The 12,536-nt window shown below is 35.3% G+C and carries 16 protein-coding genes; 6 read left to right on the forward strand and 10 right to left on the reverse strand.

The genetic code is table 11. From position 1 onward, the window contains the following. Positions 1-735 (forward strand): isocitrate/isopropylmalate family dehydrogenase (locus V7P73_RS03505; RefSeq protein ID WP_333851546.1); only part of this gene is annotated, 735 nt, incomplete at its 5' end. 72 nt (positions 736-807) lie between these two features. On the opposite strand, the gene V7P73_RS03510 is transcribed toward V7P73_RS03505, so the two are convergent. From V7P73_RS03510 to V7P73_RS03535, 6 genes are all read right to left on the reverse strand, one after another. Then, on the reverse strand, positions 808-1,305 hold the full coding sequence (locus V7P73_RS03510) for a hypothetical protein (RefSeq protein ID WP_333851548.1): 498 nt from the start codon (positions 1,303-1,305) through the stop codon (positions 808-810). Between the two features lie 365 nt (positions 1,306-1,670). Continuing rightward, entirely contained in the window at positions 1,671-2,174 is a 504-nt protein-coding gene (locus tag V7P73_RS03515) for a hypothetical protein (protein ID WP_333851550.1), read from the reverse strand. A 153-nt stretch (positions 2,175-2,327) separates the two neighbouring features. Then, positions 2,328-2,504 carry a hypothetical protein gene (locus V7P73_RS03520; protein WP_333851552.1) on the reverse strand — a complete coding sequence of 59 codons (177 nt, stop codon included), beginning with the start codon at positions 2,502-2,504 and terminating at the stop codon, positions 2,328-2,330. Positions 2,505-2,516: 12 nt separating this feature from the next. Further along, positions 2,517-3,128 carry a DUF4230 domain-containing protein gene (locus tag V7P73_RS03525; protein ID WP_333851554.1) on the reverse strand — a complete coding sequence of 204 codons (612 nt, stop codon included), beginning with the start codon at positions 3,126-3,128 and terminating at the stop codon, positions 2,517-2,519. Between the two features lie 32 nt (positions 3,129-3,160). Then, complete coding sequence (locus V7P73_RS03530) at positions 3,161-3,706, reverse strand: TlpA family protein disulfide reductase (RefSeq protein WP_333851556.1); 546 nt, start codon at positions 3,704-3,706, stop codon at positions 3,161-3,163. Between the two features lie 10 nt (positions 3,707-3,716). Continuing rightward, a complete protein-coding gene (locus V7P73_RS03535) occupies positions 3,717-4,181 on the reverse strand; it encodes a nucleoside triphosphate pyrophosphohydrolase family protein (protein WP_333851558.1) in 465 nt (154 codons plus the stop codon). A gap of 99 nt (positions 4,182-4,280) precedes the next feature. Here V7P73_RS03535 and V7P73_RS03540 point away from each other — a divergent pair, with 99 nt between their 5' ends. Beyond that, positions 4,281-4,730: a DUF305 domain-containing protein gene (locus tag V7P73_RS03540; RefSeq protein ID WP_333851560.1), complete on the forward strand. Its 450-nt coding sequence runs from the start codon at positions 4,281-4,283 to the stop codon at positions 4,728-4,730. 59 nt (positions 4,731-4,789) lie between these two features. On the opposite strand, the gene V7P73_RS03545 is transcribed toward V7P73_RS03540, so the two are convergent. Beyond that, on the reverse strand, positions 4,790-5,929 hold the full coding sequence (locus V7P73_RS03545; protein ID WP_333851562.1) for an acyl-CoA dehydrogenase family protein: 1,140 nt from the start codon (positions 5,927-5,929) through the stop codon (positions 4,790-4,792). Positions 5,930-6,048: 119 nt separating this feature from the next. Between V7P73_RS03545 and V7P73_RS03550 the strand changes: the two genes are divergently transcribed. The 4 genes from V7P73_RS03550 (at position 6,049) to V7P73_RS03565 (ending at position 7,956) form a co-directional block, all read left to right on the forward strand. Continuing rightward, on the forward strand, positions 6,049-6,564 hold the full coding sequence (locus V7P73_RS03550) for a ribonuclease domain-containing protein (protein ID WP_333851564.1): 516 nt from the start codon (positions 6,049-6,051) through the stop codon (positions 6,562-6,564). 116 nt (positions 6,565-6,680) lie between these two features. Beyond that, complete coding sequence (locus V7P73_RS03555; RefSeq protein ID WP_333851566.1) at positions 6,681-6,968, forward strand: barstar family protein; 288 nt, start codon at positions 6,681-6,683, stop codon at positions 6,966-6,968. Further along, a complete protein-coding gene (locus tag V7P73_RS03560; RefSeq protein ID WP_333851567.1) occupies positions 6,958-7,407 on the forward strand; it encodes a GNAT family N-acetyltransferase in 450 nt (149 codons plus the stop codon). The genes V7P73_RS03555 and V7P73_RS03560 overlap by 11 nt, the downstream gene beginning before the upstream one ends. A gap of 45 nt (positions 7,408-7,452) precedes the next feature. Continuing rightward, on the forward strand, positions 7,453-7,956 hold the full coding sequence (locus V7P73_RS03565) for a DinB family protein (protein WP_333851568.1): 504 nt from the start codon (positions 7,453-7,455) through the stop codon (positions 7,954-7,956). 111 nt (positions 7,957-8,067) lie between these two features. Here V7P73_RS03565 and lnt read toward each other — a convergent pair whose 3' ends face one another. From lnt to V7P73_RS03580, 3 genes are all read right to left on the reverse strand, one after another. Continuing rightward, a complete protein-coding gene (gene lnt, locus V7P73_RS03570; protein WP_333851569.1) occupies positions 8,068-9,717 on the reverse strand; it encodes an apolipoprotein N-acyltransferase in 1,650 nt (549 codons plus the stop codon). Positions 9,718-9,898: 181 nt separating this feature from the next. Then, the gene (gene gldG / locus V7P73_RS03575; protein ID WP_333851571.1) at positions 9,899-11,557 is read right to left on the reverse strand and encodes a gliding motility-associated ABC transporter substrate-binding protein GldG; all 1,659 of its coding nucleotides are present in this window, start codon (positions 11,555-11,557) and stop codon (positions 9,899-9,901) included. 220 nt (positions 11,558-11,777) lie between these two features. Further along, complete coding sequence (locus tag V7P73_RS03580) at positions 11,778-12,506, reverse strand: ABC transporter permease subunit (protein ID WP_333851573.1); 729 nt, start codon at positions 12,504-12,506, stop codon at positions 11,778-11,780. Positions 12,507-12,536: the final 30 nt, after the last annotated feature.

Below are 12,536 nucleotides of genomic sequence, written 5' to 3' on the forward strand. Positions count from 1 at the left end.
GGAACGGATATTCAAATTTATCGTGAGTTGATTAGCGGAATTTATTTCGGGGAAAAATTCACGGATGAAAACGGAGATTACGCTTACGACCTTTGCAAATATTCCAGAGAAGAGATTGTGGGAATTACCCATTTGGCTTTTCAAGATGCGCAGAAAAGAAGGAAGAGACTGACCTTGATAGACAAAGCAAACGTTCTTGATACTTCCAGACTTTGGAGAAAAATCGTCAAAGAAATTGCACTTCAATATCCGGATGTTGAATTAGATTTTATGTTTGTGGACAACGCTGCGATGCAGATGATCCTCAACCCAAAACAGTTTGATGTGATTTTGACTGAAAATATGTTTGGCGATATTATTTCGGACGAAGCTAGTGTTATCGGCGGTTCTATCGGTTTGTTACCGTCGGCTTCCATTGGCGATGATAATGGACTTTTCGAACCAATCCACGGGTCATACCCACAAGCCAAAGGAAAAGGAATTGCAAATCCAATCGCTTCAATCTTGAGCGCGGCAATGTTGTTGGATTATTTGGAACTGAATCAAGCTGCGGATAAATTGAGAAAAAGTGTAGAACACGCTATAGAAAGCAAGTTTGTAACAATAGATTTGAATGCGGAACAGCATTATTCCACTTCAGAAGTTGGTGATTTTATCGCAGATTATATTAAGTTTTCAGAAAGGTCTTATTATAATTACGAAAATATTCAGTTGGGCAAATCCACAATTGTATAAAATATTAATAAGAATCCAATAAAAAAGAACCGAATTTCTGCGGTTCTTTTTTTGTAAAATTAAAAGATGATTTTAATCTTTATTTCCCAAAGAATCCATTTCATCAACCATTCCTTCTTGGATAGTCGTCTTTGGTTTTCTATTGTCTGTAAAATATAAATCATTTTTAGCCTTTGCAATAATTCTGGCTTTTTTAGACTCGGAAATTGGATATTCATGAGGAGTATTTGGATATTTATCAGCCAAATAACCTTTTGTTTTTTCCTCCACATCTATTGCGCCATTTTCGTCTAGGATTGCTTTTGCAGCATTGGCGTCTTCTTCGGTTTCTGTGTAAACAGTAATGGTACTGCTGTTGATACTTGCATACTCGTAGCGGTCTTTTTCAACAACATCTCTGTCAAATAACCAGTCAAAAAAATTAGGCTTCTTCCCGGTGTCAACTTTTTCAAGTGCTTCCACTTCAGATTTCGAAATCGTATATTCGTACAAGCCTGCATCTTCCAGTTTTGTAATCACATCTCTGCTTTCTGTTTCGTTGGGGAAAATCCCGATAATCGTGTAAGACATAATAATATTTTTTTGGTGTTAAACATATTTGTTTATTTCTAAACAAAAATGATGTCACATTCTGGATATCTATAAAATTTAACTTTATTTTAATATTTTGGGCGCCTTTATCCGCCTTCCGCTCCCAATCTTTTCACTCCACTTCGTTGCGTAAAAAGGATTTCCGCTCAAGTCGGGGCGCGCTTCGCAAAATAGAAATTTTTCTAGCAAAAAAACCTTCCAGTTTATCCGAAAGGTTTTTCATAGTTTGAGTTTGTAAAAGACTATTAAAGACTGAAGTTTTATGTAATACCAGCCTAAACACACTCTTCGTAAGCATCAGAGAGACAAAGCAAAACTGGATGTCTTAAGTTGTCTTAATTATTTTACTTGAATTTTGTAAATACCAATCCATCGATTTCATCAGATATTCTTTTTTCGTGATGAGAATGTGGCTTTCTATCGTTTGTAAAGAATAGATTGTTCTTAGCTTTTGCAATGATTTTGGCATTGATACTTTCAGAATTCGAATAATTCTGTAATGTTTCGGAATGATTTTCAAACATATATTCTCTAGTTTTCTCTTCGACATTCACTGCGCCATTGTTGTCTAGGATATCTCTCACGATGTGCGCATCTTGTTCCGTTTTCAGATGTACGGTTATCGTGTTGTGGTCGATACTTGCGTATTCGAAACGGGCAATGTCGAGATGGTCATCATCGAATAACCAATTCCATAGCCCATTTTTCTTCTCAATGTCTACATTTTGCAAAATTTCTTCTTCGGAATGAGAAAGATTGTAGTCATTGTAACCTGCGTTTTCCAATTTTAAAAGGACTCTTTCAATTTCCATCTGAGTGGGAAAAAGCCCTACAACAATATATAACATAGCTGTAAATTTTTGGTGAAACGAAATTTTAAAGAACATAACTAAACCAGAATTAGTGAACTTCTGATTTTGTTATTAAATATACATTAATTTTATTAAATAAATAAGCCTTTCAAAATAAATTGAAAGGCTTATTGTATTATTCGTAAAAAATTACTTTTCTGTATTGTCTGTTTTTCCGTCTTTGTTGACTTTCGAACCTTTGTCGATATCTTGTTTATCAATATCTGGCGGATTTTTTTTATCTGATGCAGCAGGAATATTTTTGAAATCTTCGGTCTGCTTTTTATTTTCAGAATTGTTGCTGTTTTCGGATTTATCAGGATTCATAACGGTGATTTTTTATAATTCGGTGGAAGGAAATGTATTTGTTTTGTCTTCTATCGAATAATGCAAGGCCTTTGCCAAAACAAAAATTTCGTTAAGATTTTCTTTAAGTTGTTTTTTACTTTGCTGTTTCAGACTTTCCTGATTCACACTTTTTGCCATATTTTTCTTGGCAGATTCCATAATACTATTGATGTCACTTTGCTTGAATCTGTTAACCGCATAATCATCCATAAAATGAATTTTCACGGCCGGAAAAATCTTGATTTCAGGTTGTGGTAATTCATTAATAATAACTTTTTTGCTGACCGTGTCCACATCAATTTTCATTCTTTTCAAATCGTAAGAAACCTGAGCTTTTGCAGTCGTATAAAGAACCATTTCTCTTGGCAAAATATCGAATCCTGCAACAGTCGCCGCTGAACTTTTATGGGTTTGAAAGCTGGAAAAATCTTGTTCCAAAACCACCATTTTGTTCATTTTCTGGATTTGGTTCGTAATCAGATAATAATCCTGATTGACTAGAGCAGCATCGTCTTTTTTGTTGCAGCTTCTCCACGACAAGAACACAAAAACCGTCAGAATAATTCCGAAAATAAAAGAAAGTAAACCTGTGTATTTATTCATTGATTTAGAATTTATCAGCAAATCAAGTTCTATTATTTAAACAAACCTGAATTATTATCTTTTTTCAGAATGTTAAGCAAATCTCTTTCCAAATAGCCTGTTTCCGGCATTTCTGTGATTCTTCCGATTTCTTTTCCATATTTTTTAACGATAATTGTCGGAACTAGAGTGATGTTATACAAACCTTCTTCGCCTGCTGGGGATTCTTTTTTTCGATTAACGGCTATGATTTGCATTTTTTCAGTATTGTATTTCAAGGTTTCCAGAATTTTTATCAATCTCGGAAATTCTCTGTGACTGTCTTCGCACCAGCTTCCTACAAAAACCACCAAACTGTAAGAATTAAGTTTTTCTTTTTTTAATTCCGCCAAACTCGATTGGTCAATTTGGTAACGATTGTACTCCTCATCAAACCAAGTTTTAAATGGTTCTTTTTGGAACTGGTCAAGCGTCTGTGTTCCCAAAAGCATTTTACCATCGTTTTTGGATTCTACTTCTCGGTTGACGATGACTCTTTCAGCACAAGAATTAATAGTTGTGAGTGCAATGATTCCCAATAAGATCGAAATTTTTTTCATCCTGAGTTTTTTATTTTATTAAAGAAGCGATGTCCGCAGCAGAATAATATTTGTTCTTAAGAACTTTGTTGTCTGCAACTCTGTGAACATTGTATTTGTCGCCAGATTTTTCGTAATAAGCGTCGGTTCCTTTGTCTTTGTAAAATTCTACAGTTTCCTGCGCCTGAACTTCATTATCACAAGCTTTTGACATATTAGAACGCTGAACTTCATTAAACAATTCCACGAATTTTTCACCCAAGCCAAATTCCAAAACGGCGCCGCTCAAAACATATTGCAAATCGCAAAGTGCATCTGCAACTTCTACCAAATCATTATCTTCAATTGCTTTTTTCAACTCGTCTAATTCTTCTTGTAAAAGGCTGACTCTCAAAGCTGCACGTTCTTTTGAAGGAATCTGTGGCGTGTCAAGAATTGGAGCGTTGAAGGTTTTATGAAATTCGGCTACCTGATTCAGGCTATCTAATTTTTCCATTATTTTTCTAAAATTTTAACAAATATAAAAAACAGAATTTACAGAGAAGAATTTATTGGTTCGGATATTGCATAATTACAGAAAAAAGTTATGGAAAATATGAATTCCCACACCTATGGCAAGCTTGCGGTTACGTTGATAATTTCCTTTGTAATAATGTATTTGGTTATGTTTCTGAATATGGATAAAATAGAAGATTATCATACAAGTATTACAAGAATTTATATGACTTTTCTAATGATTTCACCAATGGCGATTTTGATGATCTTACGTATGAAAATGATGTATAAAAACAGAAAAATCAACGTTGCAATTATTATTTCTTCGGTCGTCATATTCGTATTTTCATTAATAGGATTGCGAACGCAGACACCTCTCGGAGATATTCAATATATGAAAGCAATGATTCCGCATCATTCATCTGCTATTATGACCAGTAAAAACGCAAATATCAAAGATGCTGAAGTCAGAAAGTTGGCAGATAGTATCATCAAGTCTCAGGAAAAAGAAATCAATCAAATGAACAAAATTCTTAAAAGACTGGAATAAATAAAAAAGCCTTCCAAAATCATTTGGAAAGGCTTTTCAATCATAACAGATTCTTTTAATTATAAAGTGATATCCCTCCCAATCACCAATCTCTGGATTTCAGAAGTTCCTTCTCCAATTGTACACAATTTAGAATCTCTGTAGAATTTTTCAACTGGGAAATCTTTAGTATAGCCATAACCACCGAAGATTTGAACAGCATTATTGGAAATTCTAACACATGCTTCGGAAGCATATAATTTTGCCATTGCGCCTTCACGTGTCATTTTTTGTTTCGCATTTTTCATGTCAGACGCTCTTCTGATTAATAATTCTGAAGCATCAATTTCTGTCGCCATATCAGCCAACATAAAATTAACCGCTTGGAAACTTGAAATCGCTTTTCCGAACTGATGTCTTTCTTGAGCATATTTCAAAGCCGCTTTGTAAGCACCTCTTGCAATTCCCAAACTCAAAGCTGCAATAGAAATACGACCGCCATCTAGAATTTTCATTGCTTGTTTGAAACCGCTTCCAACTTCGCCCAATCTGTGAGAATCTGGAACACGGACATTATCGAAAATCAATTCTGCTGTTTCAGAAGCACGCATCCCTAACTTGTTTTCTTTTTTACCGGAAGCGAAACCAGCCATTCCTTTTTCCAAAACAAAAGCTGTGGAATTATTTTTCGCTCCTTTTTCTCCAGTTCTTGTCATTACAACTGCAATGTCTCCGGAAATAGCATGCGTGATAAAGTTTTTTGCACCGTTGATAATCCAGTCATCGCCATCTTTTATAGCAGTTGTTGACATTCCGCCTGAGTCAGAACCTGTGTTGTGTTCTGTCAATCCCCAAGCGCCAATAACTTTTCCAGATGCTAATTGTGGTAACCATTTTTTTCTTTGCTCTTCGTTTCCGAATTCATAAATATGATTAGTACAAAGTGAATTGTGCGCAGCAACCGATAATCCTATCGATGGGTCAACCTGAGAAATCTCGTCCAAAATGGTGACATATTCTTGATAACCAAGACCAGAACCTCCATATTCTTCAGGAATTACAATTCCCATAAAGCCTAATTCTCCCAATTGATGAAACAATTCTACAGGAAAAATCTGGCTCTCGTCCCAATCCATAATGTTTGGGCGAATATTTTTTTCAGCGAAGTCTTTGGCCGTTTCGGCTATCATTTTTAAGTTATCCATTGTGTCGGAATTCATATTTTTATCTTTGTGCCCAAATATAGAAAAATTAGGTTAAGCACAATTTTTTTTTAAAGTTTGTTTTTTCTTCTGTAAGAATCAAGGTTTTCATTATTTTAGCGAAGAAATTTTCATCCATGAATCCAAAACTGAAAACCCTGTTTTTCTTTCTCATCGGAGCTTTTGCCGGAATATTGACAATGTATCTCATTTCGAATTACCGAATCGAAAAGAAGTCAGATCATGGAAGTCGGAAGACTGAAGTTGCGCAATCTGAGAATAAATCCGAAACTAAATTAGGTGTTGAAAAACCTTCTGAAGAAAGTTCAATAGAAAAGTTGACGAATGAGACAAAAGTTATTTCTTACGTCAAGTCCAATCACAAATTGCCCGATTATTATATCACAAAATCTGAAGCGAAAAGTAAAGGCTGGAATCCATCCAAAGGAAATCTTTGTGACGTTTTACCGGGAAAAGTGATTGGAGGAGATAAATTCAGTAATCGTGAAAAACAATTGCCAAAAGGAAAACAATATTATGAAGCAGACGTGAATTATAATTGCGGAAACCGAGGCGCTGACCGAATTGTCTTTACTAAAAACGGTGATGTTTGGCTCACAAAAAATCATTATAAAACGTTTGAGAAAAAATAGTTAGAAGCTGGATGTCAGATGTCAGAAGTCGGAAGATTTTTGATTAGTAATGATTAAAAAATAAATATTAAAAACTTCGGACCTCGGTCTTCCGACTTCCGACAAAAATTAAAAAAATGAAAGAAATATATATCGATTTCGTCAACATCGGCGATTACGAAGATTTTTATGAACAACTGAAATCGAAATTAGAATTGCCAGAACATTTTGGTGATAATTTGGACGCCTTATTTGATGTGATTTCCGGAGGATTGGAAATGCCGCTTCATATCGAATTTGTGAATATGAGTGTTGACCAATTGGAATTGTTTGAAGACCTTCTGACAACTTTGGAAGATGCAGAAGATGAGGTAGAAGGTTTCACTTTTACTTATTATCTGGAGCAATATGAGGATGAAGAATAACATCAGAAAAGCAAGTCAAGAAGATTTGGTTCAGCTTTCACAATTGTTTGATGAATACAGAATGTTCTATCACAAAACATCTGATTTGTCAGGCGCACAACGATTTTTATCTGAACGATTAGAGAAAAATGATTCCGAGATTTTTGTTGCAGAAGATGAAGGGGAATTGGTTGGATTTGTTCAGCTTTATCCATTGTTTTCATCAACAAGAATGAAACGTTATTGGTTGTTGAATGACCTTTATGTTAATTCGAATTCCCGTGGAAAAGGTTTTTCCAAAGCTTTAATAGAAAGTGCAAAAGAACTTTGCAGAACATCTGATTCTTGTGGAATGTATTTGGAGACAGGAAAAGAAAATATGATTGGAAATCAATTATATCCAAGTGCAGGCTTCAAAAAATATGATGAAGTTAATTTCTATGAATGGGAAGTTTCTTAATCATTTATAATTAACAATTAATAATTAATAATTAATAATTAAAAAGTGACAGAATTCGAAAAATATATACAGCGCTATTTGGATTTGGTACCTTCTGATCAATGGATTGAAGAAATGAAAATTGCTTCGGACCAAACTTTACAAATCTATGAATCTCTTTCCGAAGAACAGGGTAATTATGCTTATGTAGAAGGAAAATGGAGTTTAAAAACACTTTTGCAACATCTCATCGATACAGAAAAGGTTTTTGCTTATCGTGCTTTGAGATTTTCCAGAAAAGACAAATCATTGGTTTCAGGATTTGATGAAGAAGCTTGGGCAGATAATTCTTATGCGGACAGCCGAACTTTGAAAAGTCTGATTAAAGAATTTAAATTGACTAGAAAATTATCCATTAAATTCTTTAAAAATCTTCCAGAAGAAGCGCTTCAATTAATCGGAATCGTAAATGGAAATGATATCAAAGTGGAGACGATTGGAAAATTGACCGTTGGTCATAATATCCATCATTTGAATATTATTAAGGAAAGGTATTTGCCGAATCTGTAAAATTGTTGATTTGCTGAATCGTAAAATCGTTCGAATTTTAACAATTTTACAGTTTTACAAATCAACAATTTCACCAATCTTACAGTTTTACAAATCAACAATTTCACCAATCTATTTTGTCCTAGTTAAATACTTTCTCCCCGGAATAAAAAGCAACAATGCACCAATCACAAAAAGACAAATTCTGGAAAGGAAATCGCCACTTTTGGTGTAGAACGTTTCTTTGTCAATCAGATTGACTTTTGCTGTCAATGCACCTTTTGCACCGTATGGTAATTCATCCACAATATCGCCTCGAGAATTGATGTGAGCACTGGTTCCGCTGTTTGCTGCTCTTGCAATTTCACGTCTGGTTTCTATGGCACGTAGTTTTGCATAAGCCAACAATTGTTTATGTCCCTGTGAATATCCCCACCAAGAATCATTAGTTACAATAGTTAGAAGGTTTGCTCCTTTTTTGACATAACCAGTCACGAATTCGCCATAGATGCTTTCGTAGCAAATGATTGGAGCGATTACAGATTTGTTGTAAGGATTTGCGAAAACTTTTCTTTCGTTGGAAATTCCAAGAGAACGCGTAGTTCCACCTAAATCCAACATTACATCACCTAAAATCGGTTTAAAGAAATTGATATATGGAAAAATCTCAACACCAGGAACTAGCATTGCTTTGTGATAAACTTCGGGTTGTTGATTAGGAATGATTTGTATTGCCGAATTATACTCATCCAACCAAATCCCTTGTCTGTCAAGATAACTTGCTGTTGATGGTTTTTCTTCATCTTCTTTATAAACATAATAACTGGAAATTCCGCCTGAGAAAACAGATTTGGGATGCTGAGAAAGAAAACCCTCGATATTATTGATTAATAAACTATTATTAAGACCTCTTTCGCTAAAACCGCCAATTCCGGGGAGTGAAGTTTCGGGAGAAAGATATAAATCGATTTTAGATTTTTTATCGCTTTGTAACACCGAATTTTCTGTAGCCAATTTTAACAAATCATTTTCAATTGTTAAACTATCTTTTTGGTATTTTTCATTGTAAGGGTCAAGCGCTGGTTGAAGCATTGTGACATTAATTGAACCAACTGTTTCTGGTTTGTAATTATAATATTTAACCAAAGAAATAACCATCGGTAAAATGATAAAACCGGCTGTCATCAAAACATTTTTGATTAATGATTTTCTGATTCTTCCAGCTTCCCAAATTCTTATTGTATAAAAAACTAAAACATTACAAATCAAAATCCAGAAACTTCCACCGGTCGCACCCAAAGTGTCGTACCATTGGACAAACTGATGATAATCTGCAAAGACATTTCCGAGATTGAGCCAAGGCCAGGTGAATTCCCAAACGAGATGAAGCTTCTCAAAACACATCCAAATCGCTACAAAAAAAACCAACCCGAAATAAGTTCCCTGACTTTTTTTATAAATGTGATAGAAAGTAAAAACCAAAGCCATAAAAAATGAATTGGTGAGAACAGGAAACAGAACTGCTAAAAGAGATTTGCTTCCATCAGGCAATTGCGAATTGTAAAGCCAACCCGTAGTAACCCAATTCCAAATCAAAAATGTGAGATATGAAAAACAAAAAACCGCTAATTTTTTCTTTTTGATATCGCTGAATTTTGCAATGTTGTGTTCCATCATCAGAAGCGGAACCCACGCAAAAAATATAAAAAACGGAATCCCGTAAGTTGGCCACGAAATGGCGAGTAAAACTCCGGAAATTAAAGCCAGTAAAAGGTTTTTCATAATACGTTGTTTATGAACGCAAAGCGCGCAAAGTTTTATAACAATTATTGTGATTATTTTAAGTTCGAAAATCCGTTAGCATTTAGCAAAGAATCTCTTAGGAGCGAAGCGTCTTTGTGAACTTATATTAATTTTTATTTTTATTAAAAATCTTAGTGGACTTTGTGTTCAAAAAGATTTATTACGAGAACATCTTCTTTCTCAAGAAATAGAATCCTGCTCCCAAAGCTCCCAAAATCCCTAAAGGTAGAAGCAGATTGAACCATTGCCAATCCGATTTTTCTTCATCAATTCTCTGTCTATCGAGTAATCGGACTTCGATGGTTCTGTCACGCAGTTCCATTAGGTTGCTGTCATCCAAAAGATAATCCAAAGCATTTCTCAAGAATTGCGCATTGCCGTAATGTTGTTTAGTTAGCAGATCTTCGCCCAAAGGAAGCGGTTCGCCTTTCCATATTTGGTTTCGGGCAATGTCGCCGTCAGCAATTACGAGCATTTTATTTTCCGGACTTTGAGCTTTGAAATCTGGATAAGCATTTTTCTCGCTTCTTGTCGCATAAGCGGATTTGAATTTACCTTCCAACGCTACTGCGAAAATCTTCGGTGGCGTTGGACGTTCCATCTCGCCGATGCTGTCCGTTCTTACAATTTCAGAAAGTGCGACATAATTCGGAACTGTTTTGGTGTTGGTTCTTTCGCTGGATTCGAAAAGAACTTTGGTTTTGATATTTGGTCTTCCCAAGGTATCAATCGAAGTCGGAAATTCGAATTTTACAGGATTGATATTTTTGGTAATTGGATTTTTGGCTTCAGCAATTCCTAAAGGAAAATATGGCCAAAGAAAACTGCTGTACTGCGGATTGCCAGCGACTTCTCCCGAGACAATTCTTGCCAACGCCGATTTTTTCATATCCTTTACCAAAGCTGGATTAATTCTCAATCCATAATTGAACATAAAATCTGTAAGATTAAGGTCAATTGGGTAAGCCATAATTTTTTTAGCTTGAAAAAGCGTGTCCATCTCGGCATTCACAGCGTCCAGCATCCAAAGCGTTTTTCCACCATTCATAATATATTGGTCAAGAATCACTTTTTCAGTATCAGTAAACGCTTTTCTTGGTTTTGCAATGACCAGAGCATCCATTTGTTTCAGTTTCGGGACGTCTGCTAAGGATAATTCGGTTTTGTTTTCCGGAATGATTGGTCCAATATTGTAATTCTCCATGGCCAAATCCAAAAATCCACGGAATTCATCGGGACTCAATTCTTGCTGATTGACTAAGAAACCAATATTCTTCGCTGTTTCTTCCGTCATTCCTTTGATAGTGGAAACAAAATTATATTCCAGGTTTTCAATCGATTTGCTGAGTTGTGTTGCTGCATCAATTCCGGATTGCTGGACAATCAAAGGAACCGAAGTTCCGTAGCCATTATATTTGATAGCGGCATAAGGAAACATCACGATTTCGGAGATTTTTCCGTCTTTCATATCAGGCAAAATCGAAGGTTGCATTCCCATAGCTTTCAGCGTGTCCTGCGGAACTTTCTCAGCAATCGGGTCCCGGAATTTGTAATCGATTTTCGGATTGATTTTTCGGAACTCGTCCAACATAAATTTGGTTTCGTTCGAAAGCTGTTTGAAAGAAGCAGGAAAATCACCTTCCAAATAAACCTCAATCGTCATAGGTTTTTTCACATTTTCCAAAACCTTGATTGTAGAATCAGAAAGTGTGTAGCGTTTTTCCGCCGTCAAATCGAAACGTTTATAAATAATACCGCTCATCCCGATAATTAGGAGAACAGCAATTATAATCAAAGTGATTTTATTTTTTTTATTCATTTTAATTAATTGACAGTTGTTAGTTGTCTTTCGAGTCTTTGATACTCGATTTTGAATCTTTTTTACTCTTCGTTGAGTCTTTTACACTCGAATTCGAGTCTTTTATACTCGTTGTTGAGTCTTTTTCACTGGTTTTTGAGTGTTTCATACTCATCATTGAGTCTTTTTGACTCGTTATTGAGACTTTTATACTCGTTGTTGAATGTTTTATACTCGTTTTTTATTTCTTTTTCCAGACAAACCAACTCGCTAATCCTAACCCCAAAAATATCACGAAAAGAAAATAGCAAACGTCTCTTGTATCAATTTGACCTCTTGTAAAAGCTAAGAAATGTTGATAAAAACCGATATTCTGCAAAATATAATCTGCACCGCCCATCAACTTATAACTTGCCAATTGTTCAATGCCAAAATAGAGAATGAAACAAAGGAAAACGCCCAATAGATAAGCCATAATTTGGTTCGATGACAACGATGATGCTAAAATCCCGACTGCAGAAAAAGCGGCAATCAAAATAGTCAAACCGATATAACTTCCGAAAGTCATACTTCCATCAATATTACCTTCTGGAACGCCTAAAACATAAACCGTGTAATAATAAACCAACGATGGTAGCAAACATAAAATACCAACCAACCAAACGGAAAGGAATTTTCCGCCAACGATTTCGGTGATTTTCACCGGTTGAGAAAACAGCCAAAATAAAGTTCCGGACTGTTCTTCCTCGGCCAAAGTTCTCATACTGATTGCAGGAATGATGAACATAAAAAGCCAGGGCGAAAGCACAAAGAAACTTTGTAACGTGGCGCTTCCAATATCGAAAATATTAAAATTATTCTCGAAGAAGAATAGGAACAATGCGGAAATATTACTGAATGCTGCGATGATGATCCACGCGCTCCAGTTTCCGAAAAAATTCCAAAGTTCTTTTTTGAATATAGCTATCATAATTTAGTTGATGGTTGTTGGTTTGTTGTT

This window comes from Epilithonimonas sp. (assembly GCF_036780765.1).
GTDB lineage: Bacteria > Bacteroidota > Bacteroidia > Flavobacteriales > Weeksellaceae > Epilithonimonas.

What these genes read in the sequence shown, in the direction of transcription:
- V7P73_RS03555 (WP_333851566.1), top strand. Translation starts at nt 6,681, where the DNA reads ATGAAAGAAATATATATCGATTTCGTCAACATCGGCGATTACGAAGAT.
- V7P73_RS03580 (WP_333851573.1), bottom strand. Translation starts at nt 12,506, where the DNA reads ATGATAGCTATATTCAAAAAAGAACTTTGGAATTTTTTCGGAAACTGG.
- V7P73_RS03530 (WP_333851556.1), bottom strand. Translation starts at nt 3,706, where the DNA reads ATGAAAAAAATTTCGATCTTATTGGGAATCATTGCACTCACAACTATT.
- V7P73_RS03520 (WP_333851552.1), bottom strand. Translation starts at nt 2,504, where the DNA reads ATGAATCCTGATAAATCCGAAAACAGCAACAATTCTGAAAATAAAAAG.
- V7P73_RS03560 (WP_333851567.1), top strand. Translation starts at nt 6,958, where the DNA reads ATGAAGAATAACATCAGAAAAGCAAGTCAAGAAGATTTGGTTCAGCTT.
- V7P73_RS03535 (WP_333851558.1), bottom strand. Translation starts at nt 4,181, where the DNA reads ATGGAAAAATTAGATAGCCTGAATCAGGTAGCCGAATTTCATAAAACC.
- gldG (WP_333851571.1), bottom strand. Translation starts at nt 11,557, where the DNA reads ATGAATAAAAAAAATAAAATCACTTTGATTATAATTGCTGTTCTCCTA.
- V7P73_RS03545 (WP_333851562.1), bottom strand. Translation starts at nt 5,929, where the DNA reads ATGAATTCCGACACAATGGATAACTTAAAAATGATAGCCGAAACGGCC.
- V7P73_RS03510 (WP_333851548.1), bottom strand. Translation starts at nt 1,305, where the DNA reads ATGTCTTACACGATTATCGGGATTTTCCCCAACGAAACAGAAAGCAGA.
- V7P73_RS03550 (WP_333851564.1), top strand. Translation starts at nt 6,049, where the DNA reads ATGAATCCAAAACTGAAAACCCTGTTTTTCTTTCTCATCGGAGCTTTT.
- lnt (WP_333851569.1), bottom strand. Translation starts at nt 9,717, where the DNA reads ATGAAAAACCTTTTACTGGCTTTAATTTCCGGAGTTTTACTCGCCATT.
- V7P73_RS03525 (WP_333851554.1), bottom strand. Translation starts at nt 3,128, where the DNA reads ATGAATAAATACACAGGTTTACTTTCTTTTATTTTCGGAATTATTCTG.
- V7P73_RS03540 (WP_333851560.1), top strand. Translation starts at nt 4,281, where the DNA reads ATGAATTCCCACACCTATGGCAAGCTTGCGGTTACGTTGATAATTTCC.
- V7P73_RS03515 (WP_333851550.1), bottom strand. Translation starts at nt 2,174, where the DNA reads ATGTTATATATTGTTGTAGGGCTTTTTCCCACTCAGATGGAAATTGAA.